The following is a 20,397-nucleotide window of genomic DNA, read 5'->3' as shown; positions in this document are numbered from 1 at the left end:
ATCGCCTATAAGCTGGAGCGCATGACTGGCTCTGGCGCCCGCAGTGTGTACATCGCATCCGCCGAGGGGGACACCGGCAAGTCGACAGTCGCCCTCGGCGTCTTGGAGCTGCTGGCAGCGACCGGCGGACGAGTCGGCGTGTTCCGCCCGATCTCCCGGTCGGAGGCGGGGGAACGCGACTACATCCTCGATCTGCTGCTGCAGTTCTGCTCCGTCGACATCCCGTACGAGGAGTGCATCGGCGTCACCTACGACGAGGTGCACGCCGACCCGGACGCCGCGATCGGCGAGATCGTGGCCAGGTATCACGCCGTCGCCGAGCACTGCGACAACGTGCTGGTGGTCGGCTCGGACTACACGGACGTCGCGTCGCCGTCCGAGCTGAGTTACAACGCGCGGATCGCAGCCAACCTGTCGTCGCCGATCATCCTGGTGGTGAAGGCACTGGACCGCGACCCCGCCGAGGTGAAGGCCGTCGCCGACGTGCTGATGGCCGACATCAAGTCGTCGCACGCGTCGACCGTCGGCATCGTTGCGAACCGATGCCGACCGCACCGGCGTACCGATGTTCTCGACGCATTGCGGGATACCGGCGTCCAGGCGTGGGCGCTGCCGGAGGAGCCGTTGCTCACCGCGCCCACGATGGCCGAGCTCCGTGAAGCCCTCGACGCCACGTTGTACAGCGGTGACGAGACGCTTCTCGACCGGGAAGCGCTCGATGTGATGGTCGGCGGGATGACCGCCGAGCACATCCTGGAACGGCTGGGAGAGTCGATGGTCGTGATCGCGCCTGCCGACCGCTCCGACGTGCTGCTGGCCTTGGTGAACGCGAACTCGGCGGCCGGGTTCCCGCAACTGGCGGGCATCATCCTCAACGGTGGGCTGCGTCCGCACCCGATGATCGACGGGCTGGTGCGCGGCCTGCGCCCCACGCTGCCCATCCTCAACTGCGAGCACGGAACCTTCGAGACGGCGCGCATCGCGTCGCACACGCGGGGCCGGATGGCGACCGGATCGGTCCGCAAGATCGATGCGGCGCTCACGCTGATGGAGCAGAACGTGTCGCAGGCCGAACTGGTCGGACAACTGGACCTGCATGCGCCCGAGGTGATGACACCGCAGATGTTCGAGTACCAGCTGCTCGCGCAGGCGAAATCGGACGTCCAGCACATCGTGCTGCCCGAAGGGGGCGACGACCGCATCCTGCGGGCCACCGACCGGCTGCTGCGCCGGGGCGTCGCGAAGCTGACGCTGCTCGGCAACCCGGACTCGGTGCGTCGCCGCGCGAGCGAACTGGGTATCGACCTGGCCGACGTGGATGTCATCGATCCGACCGAGTCGGAGCTGATCGACGAGTTCGCCGACGCGTACACCGAACTCCGCAAGCACAAGGGAATGACGCGCGACCGCGCTGTTCAGGTGGTGCGCGACGAGTCGTACTTCGGGACGATGATGCTGCACACCGGGCGCGTGGACGGAATGGTCTCCGGGGCGGTGCACACGACGGCACAGACCATCCGGCCGGCGTTCGAGATCATCAAGACCGTGCCGGGCGTCTCCACGGTGTCGAGCGTGTTCTTCATGTGCCTGGCCGACAAGGTGCTCGCATACGGTGACTGCGCGGTGGTCCCCGACCCGACAGCGGAGGAACTGGCCGATATCGCGATCTCGTCGGCGAAGACGGCCGAGGTGTTCGGGATCGAGCCGCGCGTCGCGCTCCTGTCGTACTCGACGGGTGGCTCGGGGTCGGGCAAGGACGTCGAGAAAGTTCAGCAGGCGACGGAACTGGTGCGTGAGCGCGCCGACGATCTCCGCGTCGAGGGGCCCATCCAGTACGACGCGGCGGTGGAGCCGAGTGTGGCGGCAACCAAGATGCCCGATTCCGACGTGGCGGGTCGTGCGACGGTGCTGATCTTCCCCGACCTCAACACCGGCAACAACACGTACAAGGCGGTCCAGCGAAGCGCCGGTGCCATCGCCATCGGCCCGGTCTTGCAGGGGCTCAACAAACCGATGAACGACTTGTCGCGAGGGGCATTGGTGTCCGACATCGTGAACACCGTCGCGATCACCGCCATCCAGGCGCAGAACCTCAAGAACGGGAAGTGACCGATGACAGACACAGCCGAGAACTCGCCCATCGACGGCACCGTTCTGGTGGTCAACGCCGGATCCTCGTCGCTGAAGTATCAGGTGATCCATCCCGGTGACGAGGAGGTCGTCGCGGACGGGCTCGTGGAGCGGATCGGCGAGACGACCTCGAAGGTCACGCACTGGTACCGCGGTGATGAGGTGAAGCGGGAGTGCGAGCTCGCCGACCACCAGGCTGCGATCGCGCTGGTGCTCGAGCTGTTCCAGGACTCCGGCGTCGACATCGCGGAATCCGGCCTGTCCGCGGTCGGCCACCGGGTGGTGCACGGTGGCCGCAGCTTCTCCCAGCCGACGCTCATCGACGAGAAGGTCCGCTCGGAGATCGAACGCATCTCCCCCCTGGCGCCGTTGCACAATCCACCGAACCTCGTCGGAATCGAAGCCGTCTCGAAACTGCTGCCCGACGTCCCGGCCGTCGCAGTCTTCGATACCGCGTTCTTCAGTGATCTCCCCGCCGAGGCGGCGAATTACGCTCTCGATCGGGAAGTGGCCGAGGAGTACGCGATCCGCCGCTACGGCTTCCACGGGACCAGTCACGAATTCGTGTCGCAGCTGGCTGCCGAGTTCCTCGAACGTGACCTCGCCGACCTCAATCAGATCGTGCTGCACCTGGGGAACGGCGCATCCGCGTCCGCGGTCCGCGGCGGTACGCCCATCGACACCACGATGGGGATGACGCCGCTCGAAGGCCTCGTGATGGGGACCCGCACCGGCGACATCGACGCCGGCATCGTCTTCCAGCTGTCCCGGGTGGGCGGGATGTCGATCGATGAGATCGACAAGCTGTTCAACAAGCAGTCCGGACTCAAGGGGCTGTGCGGTGAGAACGACTTCCGTGCGATCCTCGAGCGCGTCGAGGCAGGTGACGAGGACGCAGATCGTGCGTACCGCGTGTATCTGCACCGTCTGCGCCGGTACATCGGCGCCTACATGATCGAGCTCGGTCGAGTCGACACGATCATCTTCACCGCAGGTGTCGGGGAGAACGCGGCGCCGGTGCGCGCCGACTCGCTCGCCGATCTCGAGGGCTACGGCATCGTCATCGACCCGGAGCGCAATGCGGTCCGCAACGGTGAACCGCGTCGTATCTCCGCAGACGACTCGAGAGTCGAGGTCCTGGTGGTTCCGACGAACGAGGAGCTGGCCATCGCGCGTGCGGCGTCGTCTGTCGCTCGATCCGCCCGGTGACCTCTGGTCGGTGAACTCCGCCCGGTGACCTCCGGTCGGGTGCTCTCGACTTCCACTGTGGTCCGGTTGAGTAGTCCTGGCGCGGTGACGTATGGGACTGACGAATGGATTCCGTCGTCTGAGTGGTACCGCACACGCGCGGCATCAACCTATAGGGGAATGCCGTCGCTCTGCGGTACCACTCAGACGAGTGACGTGGTTGACGCCTGGCTGCGGCGGACGGGTCCGTCACCGAGCCGGCCTGAGCGACTGCCCGGCGGCAACGGTCATGCCCGCGTAGACAGCCGGTGGCAGACGAGCCAGGTCATGGAGCAGGCAAATGACGGAAGTATCACTGCTGCACACCAGGCGAAGGCTCCTGATTCTCCCAGGCCAGTGGCAAGGTGCGCACTTCCGCTCATGGTTGCGGACACTGCGACCGTCAGCCGGTGATCGGTGATCGGGTTGCACGCGTGGTTGCCTCGGCCACAAGAAAACACCGCCCGCTGCCTGCGTCAGTGCAGGTAGCGGGCGGTGCTCTCGCGCGGAGGATAGGGGATTCGAACCCCTGAGGGCGTTAACCCAACCCGCGTTCCAGGCGAGCGCCATAGGCCACTAGGCGAATCCTCCAAGAGGAGATGCTAGCCGGTGGTGCATTGGTAACTCAAAACGGGCACCCGCTACACTGTTAGACGGATCCCGCGCGGCGTGCATCCTGTGAACTCCCCCAGGGCCGGAAGGCAGCAAGGGTCAACGGGCTCTCTCGGGTGCGCGGGGTCCCCTATCTTTCCAGGTGTGTTTCACAAGTAGCAGCCGGATCTGGCCGGGACTGCGCGAGAGGTTCCACGTTGAACTTTCACTCGATGAGTGTCGAAGAACTCCGCACTACCCGAAGCGACCTGCAGAAGCGGTACGACGAACTGTGCGCTGCAGGACTCGATCTCAACCTCACCCGCGGTAAGCCCGGCCCCGATCAGCTCGACCTCTCCAACGAGATGCTGTCGTTGCCGGGCGAGGACTTCCGCAGCCCGAGCGGCACTGACTGCCGTAACTACGGCGGCGTGACCGGACTTCCCGAACTGCGTGAGATCTTCGGTGAACTGCTCGGCACCGGAGCCGACCGGACGCTGGCACTGGGCAACGCGAGCCTCGAGGTGATGAACGACGTCACCGTGTTCGCGATGCTGCACGGGACCGCCGATTCGGACCGTGCCTGGTCGGCGGAGCCGATCAAGTTCCTGTGCCCCGTACCCGGATACGACCGTCACTTCGGCATCACCGAGCTGTACGGCATCGAGATGATCAACGTCCCGATGAATCCCGATGGCCCGGACGTCGAAGCGTGCGCCGCGCTGGTGGCGAACGATCCGAGCATCAAGGGCATGTGGCTGGTCCCTACCTACTCGAACCCCACCGGTTACACGGTGTCCGAGGACGTCGCACGCAAGCTCCTGGCCATGCCGGCTGCCGACGACTTCCGCATCTACTGGGACAACGCCTACGCCGTGCACACGCTCGTCGAACGTGCCCCCGAGCCGATCCCCGTGCTGGACATCGCCGAGGAGGTCGGCAACCCCAACCGGGTGTACGTGTTCGGCTCCACGAGCAAGATCACGTTCGCCGGCGCCGGTGTCGCGTTCTTCGCGTCGTCGCAGGCGAACCTCGACTGGTACATCAAGCACATCAGCGCCGCCACGATCGGCCCGGACAAGCTCAACCAGCTGCGCCACCTGCAGTTCCTACGCGACGCAGACGGCGTTCGTGCCCATATGGACCGCCACCGTGCGCTCATCGAACCCAAGTTCAAGTTGGTACTGGAGATCCTCGAGGAGCGGTTCGCCGACTCCAAGATCGCATCGTGGACCGAGCCCGATGGCGGCTACTTCATCAGCCTCGATGTCATCGAGGGGGCTGCCGCACGCACCATCGAGCTCGCTGAGAAAGCGGGGATCTCACTGACCGCTGCGGGATCGGCCTTCCCGTACAAGAAGGATCCGCACGACCGGAACATCCGACTCGCGCCGACCTTCCCTCCGATCGACGAGCTCCGCACCGCGATGGACGGCGTCGCTACGTGTGCACTGCTCGGCGCGACCGAGGTGCTGCTCGGCGACGAGTAAGCAGGCCATGTGAAGCTCGAACGCTCCACGGCCGTAATCGGGTTCGTGGTCGCGGGACTCGTGGCGGTGTGGCTCCAGCACGTCATCATCCCGTTCACGACACCGTACTGGGGTCTCTTCGACAGTCAGCTAGACCTGGACGTCTACCGCGCCGGTGCGCAGGTGTTCCTCGACGGCGGCGCGCTGTACGACGCCAAACTCCTCGGCCAGATGGATTTCACGTACGCGCCCATCTCGATGGGCGTCTTCATCCCCCTTGCGCTGATGGGAACCTCGTTCGCGCACGTCCTGTGGTCGGTCGGGGTGTTCGTCGCCCTCTACTTCGTGATCGTGCTGGGATTCCGCAGCCTCGGGCACGACACGACGTGGCGGCTGCGGCTGATCGCCGGATCGCTCGTCGCCGTCTCCACGCTCCTCGAACCTGTCCGCTCGACCATCTGGTTCGGACAGATCAACGTGTTCCTGATGCTGGTGATCTGCGTGGATCTGCTGCGCCCGGAAGGCAGCAAGTTGCGCGGGGTGGGCGCGGGAATCACCGCGGGTATCAAACTGACGCCGCTGATGTTCATCCTCTACTTCGGTGCATTGCGCCAGTGGAGGACGGCACTGGGGATCGTCGGCGGATTCGCCGGATCGGTGCTGATCGGCTTCGTCGTGATGCCGACCGAGTCGTGGAAGTTCTGGACTGGCACGTTGTTCGACTCGAATCGGGTGTCGTCGCCGCATACGGTCGGCAACCAGTCGATTCGCGGTGCACTGGCCAACATCGGTGAGACGGATCATCCGAGCACGGCGGCCTGGCTGACCCTATCGGCGTTCGTCCTGCTCCTGGGCATGGCGGCCGCGGTTCTGGCTCATCGCCGGGGGCAGGAACTGCTCGCACTCACCCTCGTCGGCATGACCTCGTGCGCGGTGTCGCCCGTCGCCTGGGGACACCACTGGGTCTGGTTCGTGCTGCTCCTCGTCGTGGCCGTCCACCACGTGAGCGAGGCAGCGTCGGCCGTCCGGCGCGCCGGCATCGCACTGCTGGGCGCTGCCTGTTTCCTGAGCGCCGTCGCCTGGCGGACGCACCTCGCGTATCCGATCTGGTACGCGAACCGCAGCGTGACGGAGGCGTATCTGACCGGACTGTTCTTCAAGCACTGGGGACCGGCGATCGGATGGTTCGCGGTGCAGCCGTACAACCTGGTCCTGGTGGTGGCGTCAGCCGTCACGATCGGGCTGTGCGCGCGCCGTCCGGCGCGGGCCGGTCCGGCCGTCGCCGCTGTCGGTGCCCGCCGGTAGTCTGCTCCTGTGGCCCTCTATCGCACGTACCGCCCGGCGACGTTCGCCGAAGTCGTCGGCCAGGAACATGTCACCGAGCCGTTGAGCCGAGCGCTCGACGCCGGCCGGATCAACCACGCATACCTGTTCTCCGGTCCTCGCGGCTGCGGTAAGACGTCATCGGCGCGCATTCTCGCCCGGTCCTTGAACTGCGAGCACGGACCGACGTCCACCCCGTGCGGAGAGTGCTCGTCGTGTGTGGCGCTGGGTCCGGGCGGCCCCGGCAACCTCGATGTGGTGGAACTGGACGCGGCGAGTCACGGCGGCGTAGATGACACCCGTGAGCTGCGTGATCGCGCCTTCTATGCGCCCGCCGAATCCCGCTACCGCGTCTTCGTCATCGACGAAGCGCACATGGTCACGTCGGCCGGATTCAACGCGCTCCTCAAGATCGTCGAGGAGCCTCCGGAGCACCTGATCTTCATCTTCGCGACCACCGAGCCCGAGAAAGTGCTCACGACGATCAAGTCGCGGACGCACCATTACCCCTTCCGGTTACTGGCTCCGCCGGTGATGCGCGATCTGCTCGAGAGCATCTGCACCCGCGAGAGCGTGGTCGTGGCGCCCGAGGTGTATCCCCTGGTCATCCGGGCCGGAGGTGGATCGCCACGTGACTCGCTGAGCATCCTCGACCAGCTCCTCGCCGGCGCCGGCGATCAGGGAGTGACGTACGACAGGGCGTTGGCTCTGCTCGGCGTGACCGATTCCACCCTCATCGACGACAGCGTGGACGCGCTGGCGGCCGGCGACGGCGCGGCCTTGTTCGGCGTCGTGGAGAGAGTCGTCGACGCAGGTCATGATCCTCGGCGCTTCGCGATCGATCTCCTCGACAGGTTCCGTGATCTGATCCTGCTCCGGGCAGTGCCTGATGCGGCCGAGCGCGGCCTCGTCGAGGCGCCCGACGACCAGGTGAAGCGCATGCGAGCCGTCGTCGACCACCTGGGGCCGGCCACGCTCACCCGCTATGCGGAGGTGGCGCACGCCGCCCTCGGCGAGATGCGTGGCACCACGTCGCCGCGGCTGCTGCTGGAAGTGATGTGCTCCCGGATGCTGCTGCCGTCGGCATCGTCCGACGACGCGGCGCTGCTGCAGCGGATCGAGACCCTGGAACGTCGGCCTGCCGGTTCCGTTCCGGGCGCTGCGCAGCCTTCATCGGGACCGTCGGCGTCCGCGGCGCCGACCGACGAAGCGGAGCCGCGCTTCGTCCGCCCCTCTCAGCGCAAAGCAGCGGAGCAGGCACGGAGTGTAGTGGAGGCCGCCCAGAGCTCGTCGGCCCAGAGCTCATCGACCCAGAACCTGGCCGCCGAGGGCGGGACCGAGTCCTCGACTGCAGATACGGTGCCCGAACCCGCGGTGGAAACGAATCGTGCGCCGGAGCCGACCCGGCCCCAGGCTCCGGTGGATCGAGTGCCAGCGACCGAGGCTCCATCACAGGAGAGCCCGTCGCCGGAGACCCCGGGACCGCAGGTGCCCCCGATGCCGGAGCCGACCCCGCCCCAATCTGCTCCGGAAACCCAGTCAGCTCCGATAACGCAGTCTGCTCCGGAAACCCGGCCTGCTCCGGCGCCCACGGCCCCCGAGCCGACTCGACCGGAGCCGTCCCCTGAGCGCCGCGACGCCGCAGTTCCTCCGGCTCGGGATCGCAGGCAGGACGATGACAGGCCGGGCGATGGCAGGACGGGCGACGGCAGGACGGGCGACGGGCAGAACGGTGCCCGGCAGGTCAGTGACGTGCAGGACCGCGGCAGGCAGCGCGACGACATCCCCGAAATCCCTCTGCCACCGGAGCCGCCGAGCGAGGAGTCTCCGCCCGACGACGTCATGCAGGCGTCGCCTGGTGCGTCACAGAGCGAGGTCCGCCAGCAGGAATCTGCGCCGGCCGCCGCTGGGTTGACGGTGCCCGTCGTGTCAGGTCGCTGGCCGGACATCCGTGCCGCGGTGCGCACCCAGAGCACGGTGCTCGAGGCGATGCTGTCCGCGGCGTTCGTGCACGACGTCGTGGGTACCGACATCGTTCTCGGACATCCGCATTCGGCGCTCGTCGGCAGGCTCTCGGACGAACGCGGGCTGCGGGTTCTGACCACCGCGGTCGGCGAGGTGTTCGGCGACGGGCACACGGTCAGCGTGGTGCAGGCGAGCCCGGAGGCCGCGTCGGCACCGGGGCAGGCCAACGCGCCGGTGCAACAGCGGAAACAGACGTTCACGCGTCCGAGCAGGCCGCGTGAGCAGAGTGCCGGTCACGGGCCTGCCGATGCGCCGCCTGAGCCCGAGGAGCCTGCGGAACCCGAGCCGCCGACACCGGACGATGAACTGTCCGACGCCGAGCGGGACGAGATGGTGGCGCAGGCGCAGACCGGTTCGCCGGACGCGCGGCTCGACCCCGATCAGGTGGCGCTCGATCTGCTCAAATCAGAGCTGGGCGCTCGCCCGGTCGACTAGCGTGCCGGGTTCGCGCTGACCCCGGTTACGCGTCCCACCAGGGGCGCAGCGGCAGGGTGTGCTCCTGGTCGAGGTGCAGCCGCGTTCCCAGCACGTGGTGCAACTGCACGATGTTGCGCTCGAACCCGATTCGGCAACCCGCCATGTACAGCCCCCACAACCGCGCCGTGCCCTCGTCGACCTCGGCGACGGCTTCGTCCCAATTCGCGACGAGGTTCGCGTTCCAATCGCGCAGCGTCATCGCGTAATGGGTGCGGAAGTTCTCCTCGTGCATCACTTCGAGGCGCGGGACGTCCTGCATTCGGGCGAGGATCGTGCCACTTCCGGTGAGCTCCCCGTCGGGGAACACGTAACGGTCGATGAACGGCCCGGCCTTGCTCCGTTGGCGGTTGTCGGCGCGCGTGATGCTGTGATTCAGGATCATGCCGCCCGGGCGGATCTTGTCGCGCATGAACGCGAAGTACTTGGGGTAGTTCGCGAGACCGATGTGCTCGGTGAGGCCGATCGACGAGATCGCGTCGAAGCCCGACTCGGTGACGTCGCGGTAGTCGCTGTGCCGGATCTCGGCGAACTCGCCGAGCCCCTCGGAGGCGATGGCCTGCTCGGCCCAGTCCGCCTGCTCGCGGGACAAGGTGACGCCGAGGGCATGGACTCCGCGCCGTGCCGCGTAGCGCACCATGCCGCCCCAACCGCAGCCGATGTCCAGGAGCCGGTCGCCGGGCTCCAACGCGAGCTTGTCGAAGATGAGCCGGTACTTGTTCTCCTGGGCTTCGTCGAGCGTGGCGTCCGCATGCGGGTACACCGCGCACGTGTAGGTCATCGATTCGCCGAGGACCAGTTCGTAGAAGCGATTCGAGACGTCGTAGTGGTAGTGGATGGCCTCGGCGTCGCGCTCCCTGCTGTGCCGCAGTCCTTCCGCGAACCGTCGCCACCGGGGCAGCGTCTCCTGGGGTGGTGGCGCGATCGGTTTGAAGTGCTCGGTGCCGAGGGACCGAGCGATCCGAGCGAGCTGCAGCGGACTCGGCTTGGTGAACTTCAAGTCGGCGGCCAGCGCCTGCAGCATGTCGTACGGATCGCCCGGGTGAGCGCCGACCAGTTCGAGGTCGCCGGCGATGTAGGCGCGCGCCAGCCCGAGGTCGCCGGGGGACGTCACCAGGTACGTGGTGCCACGCGGCGTCTTGAGATTGAGACCGTATCGGGCGTCTTCCGGTCCTGCAGTGCTGCCGTCATACGCGGTGAAACGGATCGCGAGCTCGTGTCCGATGAGGGTCTGGAAGATCTCGGCCAATGTCATGCGCGCTTCACTGTCTTCTCGTAGAGGCTGAGGAGCCTGCTCTTCGGGTCGTATTTCGATTTGAGTCCGCGGTAGTCGGCTCCGCCGTAAAGCCTGTCGAATTCTTCTGGTGGGTAAAAGGATTCGGAGTAGAGCGATTTGTGGCCACCGAGTTCGCTCACCTTGTTCTCGATGCGCCGGTTGGTGTGCCCGGGGACTCCGGGGGTGACGGGTACGGCAGACCAGAATCCGAAGTTGACATAGGTCCGACCTCGTTCCAGCGGGTACAGCGTCCACGGCTGACCTTCGGTGGAGCCTGCCGGGGCAGGTCCCGGATCGGCGAGTCGCAACGGGCACAGCCAGATCGGTTCGATGGGGACCTCCGAAATGAACCATTCGGCGAAATCGGCGGTCCGGTTGATCGGGACCTCGATGTCCTGAACCACGCGCTCATTCGCGGGAAGACCCTTGCGGGAGTTGATCCTGTCGGCGATGTTCCACCGGTGGTCGTAGCGGATGAGCTTCCAGTAGAAGCTGCTGCGCAGGTACTTCTTCGGCCAGAACCTCCGGATGCGCGGATCCTGTGCACCGAACGCGCGTGAGCACCAGAACCAGTCGGTGTCCCAGCGCCACAGGTAATCGCGGATCGTGAGACGGTCCCGCTTCGGTACGGCGATATCCGCGTGCTGGATGGATCGGTAGTAGATCTCCGAACCCGTGTAATCGCTGACCGGCCCGGGGGCCGTGGTCTGCGTGCCGAGAGTCAGGTAGCTCTCATCGGCGCTGAACACCACACCGTCGAGGTAGTCGACCGGTTCACCCTGGTAGGTGCGGTCGTCGGCGACAGCGGACATCGTCTCCTGCAGCGCGCGCAGATCGGTGAAGCGGACGTGACGCAGCTCGACGTACGGTTTCACTTCCTCCAACGCGATCTTCAACCGGACCGCGTAGCCCAGTGACCCGTACGAGTTGGGAAAACCGAAGTAGAGATCCCGGAACTCGTTGTCCGGCCGGGCGACGACGAGATCCCCTGCACCGGTGAGTATCTCGATCTCGAGGACGGCCTCGTGGGGGAGCCCGGACCTGAACGAGGTGCTCTCGATGCCCATCCCCGTCACCGCGCCGCCGAGCGTGATCGTCTTGAGTTGCGGGACCACGGTGGGGGCCAGCCCGTACGGGAGCGTCGCGTCGACGAGGTCCTCGTAGGTGCACATCCCGGCGACCTGTGCGGTCCGGGCTGTCGGATCGACGCCTATCACCTTGTCGAGTCCGGACACATCGAGTCCCGGCGTCGTCGTCTCCGCGCGCTTGCGGAACAGATTCGACGTCTTCTTCGACAGCCGCACGGTCGCCCCGTCGGGGATCGCCTCGTAGCTGTCGATGAGCCGCGTCACTCCGCGACGAAATGCGGTGTCGCCGTACTCCAATTGTTCGGAAGCCACATTCCCACCGTAGCGCCGAACCGCAGTACGGTGGTGCCGAAGGTCCCGCGCATTTCCAGCGCGGGCATCGCGTCATGTGAAGGAGTAGTTCACCGTGGGTCAGGTCACCGCAACCACCACCGTCCAGGTCGCCGCATCCGCCGAGGCCGTGCTCGCCGCACTCGCCGATTACCGGCAGGTTCGTCCGGAGATTCTGCCCGCGAACTACCGGGACTACCGCGTGGACGAAGGCGGCAACGGTGCGGGCACCGTCGTGCACTGGATTCTGCAGGCCACCGAGAAGCGCCAGCGTGACGTGCTCGCCGACGTCAGCGTCTCGGGCAGCACGATCACCGAGACCGACCGCAACTCCTCGATGGTCACCACCTACACGGTGTCGCAGGCAGGATCGGGTTCGAGCGTCGAAACCGTCACCTCGTGGACCGGTGCCGGTGGCATCGGCGGATTCTTCGAGAAGACCTTCGCCCCCAAGGGGCTGAACCGAATCCAGGACGAGATGCTCGGCAACCTGAAGTCGCGACTCGAGAAGTGACCGGACGAAGGTGATTCTTCGGGGCAGGGGCGGATGAGTCGCAGGGGTCGACGCCGCATCAAGCCGCTCGCGGCGAGGGATGGCGTCGACGCGACCCGGGTGGTGCTGCGCACCGACTCGGGGCCGCGGTCGGTGCTCGACTCGTTACTGCTCGCGCCGCTGCTCGCAGGCTGGACGGCCGACGACATCCGGTCCCGTGCCGAGTCCGGCGAGATCGTCGATTCAGACGGGCGTGCCGTTGATCTGGAAGCCCCGGTCACCCGGCCCACCCCGGTGTATCTGTACCGGGACCTTCCCCAGGAGTTCGCAGTTCCGTTCCAGGTGTCGGTGCTGCACGTCGACGACGATCTGCTCGTCGTCGACAAGCCGCACTACCTGGCGACCATGCCCCGGGGTTCGCACGTCGCGCAGACCGCACTGGTCCGGATGCGCCGCGAGTTCGGGGACGAGGTGGCGCCCGTCCACCGGCTGGACCGGCTCACGGCCGGCGTCCTGATCTTCACGCGGCGACGCGAGGTGCGCGGGGCGTATCAGGATCTGTTCGCGCAGCGGCAGGTCACGAAGGAGTACCGGGCGCTGGCACCCGCGGTGTCCTCGCTCGCCGACGGTGTTCGGGTGTCGAACCGGATCGAGAAGACGGCGGGTGACCTGTGTGCCCGCGTCGTCGATGGCGAGGTGAACGCCGTGAGCGACATCGGCCTGGAGTTCACGGGGGCGGACGGGCTCGGCATGTACCGACTGCGACCGCAGACCGGGCGGACGCATCAACTGCGTTTGCACATGGCGGAGCTGGGTGCGCCGATCATCGACGATCCGCTGTACCCGGAGGTCGACCGCGAGCTCATCGTCGCTCCGGATCACGGCGATTTCTCTCGTCCGCTCCGGCTCCTCGCGCACTCGGTGGAGTTCACCGACCCGTTCACCGGAGAGGTACGACGGTTCGTCAGTGAGCGGACGATTGATCGTTTGGGCGCCGAGTAAAAGGTGTGAGAGCGGAAGCTGGGAGATCGATCGCGCTCCCGGTCGAATCACTCCACGACCTATCGAGGGTGTAAGAATACGCCTCCGAAATGGACAGACAGACGCGCTGGTACCGGCGAACCAGCTGGTTCGGACCGGGCTCATTGCGAATGGACGAGACCTATGTCAAGGTCGGCGGAAATTGGTGCTGCCTCTACTGCCCGATATCCAAGCATGGACAAACATCGGATTTTTACCTATCGCCCGCGCTACCGGCGACGAGGTTTTCGACACCATGGTCGCTGGTGCCGAAATCATGTCGACCAACTCGCCACCGAGCTCGCACGGCTGGGCCCGAATGTCACCGTGGCACGCGGATGATCGCCGCCGACTAACCGCGCCGCCGTCACACCGATCGGAGTAATCATGTTCACCGGCCTCAGCGCCTTCCCCCTCACCCCGCTCCGCGACGACGCCTTCGACGAGGCCGCCTACACAGGCTTGATCGGGCGGCTCGTCTCGGCCGGGGTCGACTCGATCACCTCGCTCGGTTCCACCGGGTCGTACATGTACTTCGATCGTGACGAGCGACGCCGGGTCGCGCGGTCGGCCGTGCAGAACGCCGACGACGTTCCGGTGGTGGTCGGTATCGGAGCGCTCCGCACTTCACTGGTGCAGGCACTCGCCGACGACGCGCAAGAAGCTGGCGCTGCCGGGGTGCTGCTGGCTCCCGTCACCTATCAGAAGCTATCTGACGATGAGGTCTTCGGCCTGTTCGAGGACGTCGCGAAAGGCCTTTCGGTGCCGCTGGTGGTCTACGACAACCCTGGCACCACCCACGTCACCTTCTCCGACGACCTCTACGCCCGCATCACCGAGCTCCCGAACGTCGCATCGATCAAGATTCCCGGCGTCCCCAGCGGCCCCGCCGACGCATCCGCCCGGGTGCAAGCGATTCGCGCTCGCATCCCGAAGGGGGTCACCATCGGCGTGTCCGGTGACAGTGCTGCCGCGACAGGGCTGAACGCCGGATGCGACGCCTGGTACTCCGTCATCGCCGGCATCCTCCCCGTTCAAGCCCAGGCCATCACGCGCGCCGCACTGTCGGGCGACCATGCGGCGACGATCGCGGAATCGGCGAGCCTCCAGCCGCTCTGGTCGCTGTTCGCCGCTCACGGCAGCTTGCGGGTCACCGCCGCAATCGCCGAGTATCTCGGTCTGGTTCCCGCCGACTCGCTGCCTCGACCCGTGCGGGGCCTCGACGCCCCAGGGCGAGCGCGCGTCGCCGCGGTCGTCGACGGATTGCGCCTGCGCGGCTGACGGATGGGCGACGGTCACCGGGTCCGATCACAACGATCCGCGGTGGACGGTTCTCCGGGACAGGTGATCGGTGTTCATACCAACTGGACCGCAGGCCCGTCAGGGATGCCGTATGACGGCAGGAGATCGCGGCGAATCCAGAGCCTCGATCGGTGACTCTCCCGACCTCGGGACTCGGTGCGCCTAAGCTGGACCAGATGGCGATCTTCGGCACATACGAGCGGCATTCCGATCTGGGGTGCGAGGCCGTCGTGTTCCTGGACGAGGAGTCGGACGCCTGCGTGCAGGTCCAGCGCGACTTGCCCGGCGGCGCGCGCGCAGATGAGCACTGCATCACCACCGGAGCGAGCGCACCGGTCTACGGGGGGATCACTCAGTGGCGTCGGCGCGGTGATCGGTTCGAGTTCGCGCTCACGCCGCATGCGGCACGGCTGTTCGGCGACGAGGTGCTGTCATTCGAGGTGGTCACCGACGCCGAGGGGTCGATCGACGAACTCGCCGGGCACATCGAGCGTCTCCTTCGCTGAGCGGACCGACTACTCTGGGATGCGTGACTGACGCATTCGACCCCAGTGCCCTGTTCGGCGGCGACGGAGACAATCCGATGGCCGGTCTCCTCGCACAGGCGCAGGAGATGCAGACCAAGCTGGCCGCGGCCCAGGAGGAGATCGCGAACACCGAGGTGACCGGCCAGGCCGGGAACGGCCTGGTGAAGGTGACCGGTTCGGGGACCGGCGAGATCACCGGAATCGAGATCGTGCCCGACGTCGTGGACCCGGAAGACGTCGAGACTCTGCAGGATCTGATCGTCGGAGCGCTCGCCGATCTGGCGACCCGGCGCGACGAGATCACCGCGGAGAAGATGGGCCCGCTCGCGGACGGAATGCCGGGACTGGGCTGAGCATCGCATGTACGAAGGGCCCATCCAGGATCTGATCGACCAGCTCTCGAAACTTCCGGGGCTGGGGCCCAAGGGGGCGCAGCGCATCGCCTTCCACCTGCTGGCAGGGGAGAAGTCCGAGATCGACCGCTTGATCGCAGCGCTCGGTCAGGTACGCGACGACGTGACGTTCTGCGACGAGTGCGGCAACATCGCAGCGGAACGCCTGTGCCGGATCTGCTCGGACGCCCGGCGTGACGGCACCAAGATCTGCGTCGTCGAGGAACCCAAGGACATCTACGCGATCGAGCGCACCCGGGAGTTCGACGGCCGTTATCACGTGCTCGGTGGCGCGCTGGACCCGTTGTCGGGCATCGGGCCGGATCAGTTGCGGATCCGCGAACTGCTGAAGCGGCTGGCCGAGCAGTCCGACGGCTCGGTGGTCGGCGAGATCATCGTGGCGACCGACCCGAACACCGAGGGTGAGGCGACCGCGACGTACCTGCTGCGCATGCTCAAGGACTTCCCGGGACTCTCGGTGACCCGCTTGGCGTCCGGATTGCCGATGGGCGGCGACCTGGAATTCGCCGACGAGCTGACTCTCGGACGTGCCCTGTCCGGTCGTCGCATCCTCGCCTAGCGGATGACTCTCGACGCATCGGGCGACGGTGCTTCCTGGGGCCGGAAGGCCCACGAGATCGCGGCACGCGACGGCCTCACGGAGGGGATCGTCGCGATCGACGGATGCTCGGGTGCGGGTAAGAGCACATTCGCGGCCGAACTCGTCCAGGCACTCGCCGATCGTGGACGGCGCAGTGTGCTGGTCAGCACCGACGATTTCGCAACGTGGGACGACCCGGCAGCTTGGTGGCCGGAGATGGAGCGGGACGTGATCCGCGCCTACGAGCGGCACCACGATTACCTGTACCGGCCGCGAGTGTGGGTCGACGGTGCGCCGCACGTCGGGCCGTCCGTCTGGACCCGCTGGCAGCCCATTCTGATCATCGAGGGAGTCACGTCGGCGCGCCGCAGCGTCGCCGACCGGCTGACCGCCGCCTACTGGCTCGACGGGCCGAACGAGGAGGAACGGCTCGAACGCACCGTCGCACGGGACGGCGAGGGTCAGCGTGCGCACCTGGCGCGATGGCAGAGGTTCGAAGAGGGCTGGTTCGCGGTCGACGGCACGCGTTCGCGCTGCCGGGTGATCGGCTGAGGCGTCTGCGCTAGCGGGCAGCCGCGAGTCGCTCGCGCCGCAGGCGGTCCACCTGCGGAAGATCGAGTGGCTCCAGATTCGTTCCGGTCGCCTGTGCCAGCAGGTAGTCGGCCAGTTCGGGGTTGCGGGCGAGCAGCGGTCCGTGCATGTACGTGCCGATGACGCTGCCTTGGACGACCCCCTCCACGCGGTCGGCCGCCCCGTTCCCGACACCGTGCCGGACACGTCCGAGTGGTTTCGCGGCCGCACCGAGAGTCGTCGCACCGCGGTGATTCTCGAACCCGCACAGGGGCTCGGTCAATCCGTCGATCACCGGGGTGGTGACGAGTTCGCCGATGGCGCGGGACTCACGCGGCGCCGTCGTCAGGTCGAACATGCTGATACCCGATACGCGCTCGCCCGCCGACGTCTCGTACCAGTGGCCGAGAACCTGGATGGCGGCGCAGATCGCCAGCACCGGGCGCCCCGCCTGTGCCGCGCGCTGCAGACCGGGGTGGTCGGTCAGATGCCGGGTCGCGAGGCGCTGGGCGGCATCCTCGGCCCCACCCAACGTGTACACGTCGAGCGAATCCGGAACGGCGTCGTCGAGGGTGATGGGGACTATCTCGGCGTCGAGGCCGCGCATCCGGGCCCGTTGCCGCAGAATGAGCGCATTCCCGCCGTCTCCGTAGGTGCCCATCACATCGGGCAGGACCAGGCCGATCCGAACAGTCGATTCGCTCATCGGACATCCTCTTCGTCGTCTGCGGGCGTCGCACCGGCACGTTCCATCGCGATCGCGAGATCCCGGAAGGCGGTGTAGTTCGCGAGTACCTCGACGCGTCCCGGTGGACACGATTCGATCGCTGCGAACGGGTCATCGGTCACCGTGTGCTCAGCGCCCGCGTACAGGAGCCGCACGGACAGGTCCGCCGCCCGTTCGCCGGATGCGATCACGCGGGTGCTCTCGAACGCCTCGAATCGCACGTCCCACAGCCACGACAGGTCCTCGCCATCGGGGACCTGTCCGTTGACGGCGATCACGAGACTGTCCGCCTGGTCGTCGACCATCGACAGGGCTTCCTGCCAACCGGCCGGATTCTTCGCGAGCAAGGTGCGTACCCGGTGCTCGCCGAGACGCTGCACTCCGTAGCGCCCCGCAACGTTTCCGACCGTCTCGACGGCACGGACGGCAGCTGCCGGGTCCGCGCCCATCGTGACGGCCGTGGCGATCGCCTGTGCGGCGTTCCCCCGGTTGGCCCGGCCGGGCACCTTGAGTCGCATCGGCGCCTGGAAACCGTTGGGGCCGTAAACGTTCTCGTCGTCGAACCGCCACTGCGGGGCAGGACGGCGGAAGTTCGCGTCGCCAGTGGAATACCAGTCGTCCCCGTTGCGGACGATGGGTTCACCGGTTCGTGGGCAGCCGATCGAGTCGCCCACCCACGCGGCGCCTGCGGCGACCCACACCACGTTGCGGCCGTCGAAAGCCGCGGAGGTGACCAGCACGTCGTCGCAGTTGGCGACGACAGTCGTCTCCGGGTGGGAGTCGACCGCGTCGCGCAGTCGCTTCTCGATCGTGCTGATCTCGCCGACGCGGTCGAGCTGATCACGGGAGAGATTCAGCAGGGTGAGGACCTCGGGAGCGGTGTTGTCGGCGACGCTCGGCACGTGGAGTTCGTCCACCTCGAGGGCGCACAGCCGCGCCTTCGGGTGCAGGCTCAGCGTCGCGATGATGCCCGCGTCCATATTGGCGCCGTCGGCCTGGGTCGCCACCTCACCGAGCCCGGCGAGGGCAGCCGCCGTCATGCGCGTGGTGGTCGACTTGCCGTTGGTTCCGGTGACGAGCGCGGTCCGCTTCCCCGCCGCGAGGCGGGACATGATGCGGGGGTCGATCTTCTCGGCGATCAGCCCGCCGATCATCGATCCCTTGCCCCGGCCCGCGGTACGCGAAGCCCAACGGGCGGATGCGGCGGCGGCCAAGGCGGTTCGCGTGCGGACGGGCAGGCGGGAAGCTTGCGGCATTCCACAAGTTTCCCACACCGGCGGTGGCGGACAGTGAGTCTGGGACCCCGTCGCGGTGATACGTTTCTGCCCACGCAGATCGCGACGTGACATACAGAGGTTGTGCATATGGCTGACGGCAGTGCGGTATCCGGTGTCGAGCCCGCTCAGGGCGGTGGTGAGTCCGGGCAGGGTGCCGTCCGGATCGCTTCGGTCGCAGCCCTCGGCGGACTGCTGTTCGGCTACGACAGCGCCGTCATCAACGGTGCTGTCAGCTCCATCAAGGATCATTTCGGCGTCGGCGACCTCTATCTGGGATTCGCGGTCGCCTCCGCGCTCCTGGGCGCGGCCGGCGGTGCGATGCTCGCCGGTCGCATAGCCGACCGGATCGGCCGGTTGCGCGTGATGAAGATCGCCGCGGTGTTCTTCTTGGTCAGCGCCATCGGTGCCGGACTCGGTGATCTCCTCATCGACAACCTCTGGACGCTGGTCTTCTTCCGGGTGATCGGCGGTGTGGGTGTGGGTATCGCATCGGTGATCGCGCCCGCTTACATCGCCGAGACCTCGCCCGCCCATCTGCGCGGCAGGCTCGGCTCGCTGCAGCAGATGGCGATCGTTCTGGGCATCTTCGCCTCGCTGCTCGTGGACTGGTTGCTCGCTCATCTCGCGGGCGGCGCGAGCGAGGAGCTGTGGCTGGGCTGGGAGGCCTGGCGATGGATGTTCCTGACGATGGCGATTCCGGCCGTCGTCTACGGGGTCCTGGCGAACACGATTCCCGAGTCGCCGCGGTTCCTGATCTCGCAGCAGCGGCTCCCGGAGGCGCGTGCCGTCCTCGAGCGACTGCTCGGCGAACGCGATCTGGAGATCACCGTGGAACGGATCCGCTCCAGTCTGGTGACCGAGAAGAAGTCGTCGTGGCGGGACATGATCCGCCCGAGCGGAGGCGTGTACCCGGTGGTGTGGCTGGGCCTGCTGCTGTCGGTCTTCCAGCAGGCCGTCGGCATCAACGTGATCTTCTACTACTCGAACATCCTCTGGGAGGCGGCCGGCTTCGATGAGAGCCAGTCGTTCGCCATCAGCGTCTTCACCTCGGTGGTGAACGTGCTGACCACGATCATCGCGATCGCGCTCGTCGACCGGGTGGGCCGCAAGCCGCTGCTGCTGGTCGGTTCGGCGGGTATGACCGTCACTCTGGGAACGATGGCGGCGTGCTTCGCCACCTCGACCGTCGTCGACGGTGCTCCGCAACTCGGCGATATCGCTGGACCCGTTGCCCTCGTCGCGGCGAACCTGTTCGTCGTGTTCTTCGGTATGAGCTGGGGGCCGATCGTCTGGGTGCTCCTCGGCGAGATGTTCCCGAACCGGTTCCGGGCGGCCGCGCTCTCGTTGGCAGCCGCAGGGCAGTGGGCGACCAACTGGCTGGTCACGATCTCGTTCCCGGGTCTCAAGACGTTCAACCTGGGCATCGCGTACGGCCTGTACACGATGTTCGCGCTGCTCTCGCTCGCATTCGTGGCGAAGTTCGTCCAGGAGACCAAGGGCAAGTCCCTCGAGGACATGGACGCGATGTCGGGGATCGTGGACGAGCAACGCTGAG

18 protein-coding genes, 1 tRNA gene and 1 other RNA gene are annotated in these 20,397 nt (G+C 66.9%); 15 read left to right on the top strand and 5 right to left on the bottom strand.

Annotated features, from left to right (window positions below; all coding sequences use genetic code 11):
- The first annotated feature begins 21 nt into the window (after positions 1-21).
- Both pta and FO044_RS13865 read left to right on the top strand, forming a co-directional pair.
- Positions 22-2,109, top strand: coding sequence for a phosphate acetyltransferase (gene pta / locus FO044_RS13870; RefSeq protein ID WP_132992445.1), 2,088 nt, complete (start codon positions 22-24; stop codon positions 2,107-2,109).
- 3 nt (positions 2,110-2,112) lie between these two features.
- Complete coding sequence (locus FO044_RS13865; RefSeq protein WP_132992444.1) at positions 2,113-3,339, top strand: acetate/propionate family kinase; 1,227 nt, start codon at positions 2,113-2,115, stop codon at positions 3,337-3,339.
- A gap of 524 nt (positions 3,340-3,863) precedes the next feature.
- Here the strand turns inward: FO044_RS13865 and FO044_RS13860 are convergent.
- Positions 3,864-3,948: transfer RNA gene (locus tag FO044_RS13860), tRNA-Ser, on the bottom strand.
- Between the two features lie 61 nt (positions 3,949-4,009).
- Between FO044_RS13860 and ffs the strand changes: the two genes are divergently transcribed.
- The 4 genes from ffs (at position 4,010) to FO044_RS13840 (ending at position 9,200) form a co-directional block, all read left to right on the top strand.
- An RNA gene (gene ffs, locus FO044_RS13855) (signal recognition particle sRNA small type) lies at positions 4,010-4,104 on the top strand.
- A 62-nt stretch (positions 4,105-4,166) separates the two neighbouring features.
- Positions 4,167-5,438: an aspartate aminotransferase type Ic gene (locus FO044_RS13850; protein ID WP_132992443.1), complete on the top strand. Its 1,272-nt coding sequence runs from the start codon at positions 4,167-4,169 to the stop codon at positions 5,436-5,438.
- Positions 5,439-5,447: 9 nt separating this feature from the next.
- Positions 5,448-6,722, top strand: a complete 1,275-nt coding sequence (locus tag FO044_RS13845; protein ID WP_132992442.1) for a glycosyltransferase 87 family protein — start codon at positions 5,448-5,450, stop codon at positions 6,720-6,722.
- A gap of 9 nt (positions 6,723-6,731) precedes the next feature.
- The gene (locus tag FO044_RS13840; protein WP_132992441.1) at positions 6,732-9,200 is read left to right on the top strand and encodes a DNA polymerase III subunit gamma and tau; all 2,469 of its coding nucleotides are present in this window, start codon (positions 6,732-6,734) and stop codon (positions 9,198-9,200) included.
- 25 nt (positions 9,201-9,225) lie between these two features.
- Here the strand turns inward: FO044_RS13840 and FO044_RS13835 are convergent, their stop codons facing one another.
- Together FO044_RS13835 and FO044_RS13830 are read right to left on the bottom strand one after the other, a co-directional pair.
- Positions 9,226-10,494 (bottom strand): class I SAM-dependent methyltransferase, encoded by a 1,269-nt coding sequence (locus FO044_RS13835; RefSeq protein WP_132992440.1) that lies wholly within the window; start codon positions 10,492-10,494, stop codon positions 9,226-9,228.
- Positions 10,491-11,915 (bottom strand): FAD-binding oxidoreductase, encoded by a 1,425-nt coding sequence (locus tag FO044_RS13830; protein WP_235831365.1) that lies wholly within the window; start codon positions 11,913-11,915, stop codon positions 10,491-10,493. The genes FO044_RS13835 and FO044_RS13830 overlap by 4 nt, the downstream gene beginning before the upstream one ends.
- 94 nt (positions 11,916-12,009) lie before the next feature.
- On the opposite strand from FO044_RS13830, the gene FO044_RS13825 reads away from it, so the two are divergent.
- From FO044_RS13825 to FO044_RS13790, 8 genes are all read left to right on the top strand, one after another.
- The gene (locus FO044_RS13825; protein ID WP_132992439.1) at positions 12,010-12,447 is read left to right on the top strand and encodes an SRPBCC family protein; all 438 of its coding nucleotides are present in this window, start codon (positions 12,010-12,012) and stop codon (positions 12,445-12,447) included.
- A 33-nt stretch (positions 12,448-12,480) separates the two neighbouring features.
- Positions 12,481-13,428 carry a pseudouridine synthase gene (locus FO044_RS13820; protein ID WP_132992438.1) on the top strand — a complete coding sequence of 316 codons (948 nt, stop codon included), beginning with the start codon at positions 12,481-12,483 and terminating at the stop codon, positions 13,426-13,428.
- Positions 13,429-13,517: 89 nt separating this feature from the next.
- The gene (locus tag FO044_RS15270; RefSeq protein ID WP_132992437.1) at positions 13,518-13,802 is read left to right on the top strand and encodes a DDE-type integrase/transposase/recombinase; all 285 of its coding nucleotides are present in this window, start codon (positions 13,518-13,520) and stop codon (positions 13,800-13,802) included.
- 31 nt (positions 13,803-13,833) lie between these two features.
- Complete coding sequence (locus FO044_RS13810; protein WP_132992436.1) at positions 13,834-14,727, top strand: dihydrodipicolinate synthase family protein; 894 nt, start codon at positions 13,834-13,836, stop codon at positions 14,725-14,727.
- Positions 14,728-14,924: 197 nt separating this feature from the next.
- Positions 14,925-15,254 carry a hypothetical protein gene (locus tag FO044_RS13805; protein ID WP_132993369.1) on the top strand — a complete coding sequence of 110 codons (330 nt, stop codon included), beginning with the start codon at positions 14,925-14,927 and terminating at the stop codon, positions 15,252-15,254.
- Between the two features lie 23 nt (positions 15,255-15,277).
- On the top strand, positions 15,278-15,628 hold the full coding sequence (locus tag FO044_RS13800; protein ID WP_132992435.1) for a YbaB/EbfC family nucleoid-associated protein: 351 nt from the start codon (positions 15,278-15,280) through the stop codon (positions 15,626-15,628).
- 7 nt (positions 15,629-15,635) lie between these two features.
- Complete coding sequence (gene recR / locus FO044_RS13795; RefSeq protein ID WP_132992434.1) at positions 15,636-16,247, top strand: recombination mediator RecR; 612 nt, start codon at positions 15,636-15,638, stop codon at positions 16,245-16,247.
- 3 nt (positions 16,248-16,250) lie between these two features.
- Positions 16,251-16,820: a uridine kinase family protein gene (locus FO044_RS13790; RefSeq protein WP_132992433.1), complete on the top strand. Its 570-nt coding sequence runs from the start codon at positions 16,251-16,253 to the stop codon at positions 16,818-16,820.
- Between the two features lie 10 nt (positions 16,821-16,830).
- Here FO044_RS13790 and FO044_RS13785 read toward each other — a convergent pair whose 3' ends face one another.
- Together FO044_RS13785 and FO044_RS13780 are read right to left on the bottom strand one after the other, a co-directional pair.
- Positions 16,831-17,544, bottom strand: a complete 714-nt coding sequence (locus FO044_RS13785) for a type 1 glutamine amidotransferase (RefSeq protein ID WP_132992432.1) — start codon at positions 17,542-17,544, stop codon at positions 16,831-16,833.
- The gene (locus FO044_RS13780; protein ID WP_186290556.1) at positions 17,541-18,821 is read right to left on the bottom strand and encodes a MurT ligase domain-containing protein; all 1,281 of its coding nucleotides are present in this window, start codon (positions 18,819-18,821) and stop codon (positions 17,541-17,543) included. The genes FO044_RS13785 and FO044_RS13780 overlap by 4 nt, the downstream gene beginning before the upstream one ends.
- A gap of 108 nt (positions 18,822-18,929) precedes the next feature.
- On the opposite strand from FO044_RS13780, the gene FO044_RS13775 reads away from it, so the two are divergent.
- A complete protein-coding gene (locus FO044_RS13775; RefSeq protein WP_132992431.1) occupies positions 18,930-20,396 on the top strand; it encodes a sugar porter family MFS transporter in 1,467 nt (488 codons plus the stop codon).
- Position 20,397 lies beyond the last annotated feature (1 nt).

This window comes from Gordonia zhaorongruii (assembly GCF_007559005.1).
GTDB classification, from domain to species: Bacteria; Actinomycetota; Actinomycetes; order Mycobacteriales; family Mycobacteriaceae; genus Gordonia; species Gordonia zhaorongruii.
This window is presented reverse-complemented; position numbering and strand designations above follow the sequence as displayed.

Excerpts from the sequence above, each read along its gene's own strand:
- pta (WP_132992445.1), top strand. The coding sequence starts at position 22 with ATGACTGGCTCTGGCGCCCGCAGTGTGTACATCGCATCCGCCGAGGGG.
- FO044_RS13865 (WP_132992444.1), top strand. The coding sequence starts at position 2,113 with ATGACAGACACAGCCGAGAACTCGCCCATCGACGGCACCGTTCTGGTG.
- FO044_RS13835 (WP_132992440.1), bottom strand. The coding sequence starts at position 10,494 with ATGACATTGGCCGAGATCTTCCAGACCCTCATCGGACACGAGCTCGCG.
- FO044_RS13820 (WP_132992438.1), top strand. The coding sequence starts at position 12,481 with ATGAGTCGCAGGGGTCGACGCCGCATCAAGCCGCTCGCGGCGAGGGAT.
- FO044_RS15270 (WP_132992437.1), top strand. The coding sequence starts at position 13,518 with ATGGACAGACAGACGCGCTGGTACCGGCGAACCAGCTGGTTCGGACCG.
- FO044_RS13810 (WP_132992436.1), top strand. The coding sequence starts at position 13,834 with ATGTTCACCGGCCTCAGCGCCTTCCCCCTCACCCCGCTCCGCGACGAC.
- FO044_RS13805 (WP_132993369.1), top strand. The coding sequence starts at position 14,925 with ATGGCGATCTTCGGCACATACGAGCGGCATTCCGATCTGGGGTGCGAG.
- recR (WP_132992434.1), top strand. The coding sequence starts at position 15,636 with ATGTACGAAGGGCCCATCCAGGATCTGATCGACCAGCTCTCGAAACTT.
- FO044_RS13790 (WP_132992433.1), top strand. The coding sequence starts at position 16,251 with ATGACTCTCGACGCATCGGGCGACGGTGCTTCCTGGGGCCGGAAGGCC.
- FO044_RS13785 (WP_132992432.1), bottom strand. The coding sequence starts at position 17,544 with ATGAGCGAATCGACTGTTCGGATCGGCCTGGTCCTGCCCGATGTGATG.
- FO044_RS13780 (WP_186290556.1), bottom strand. The coding sequence starts at position 18,821 with ATGCCGCAAGCTTCCCGCCTGCCCGTCCGCACGCGAACCGCCTTGGCC.
- FO044_RS13775 (WP_132992431.1), top strand. The coding sequence starts at position 18,930 with ATGGCTGACGGCAGTGCGGTATCCGGTGTCGAGCCCGCTCAGGGCGGT.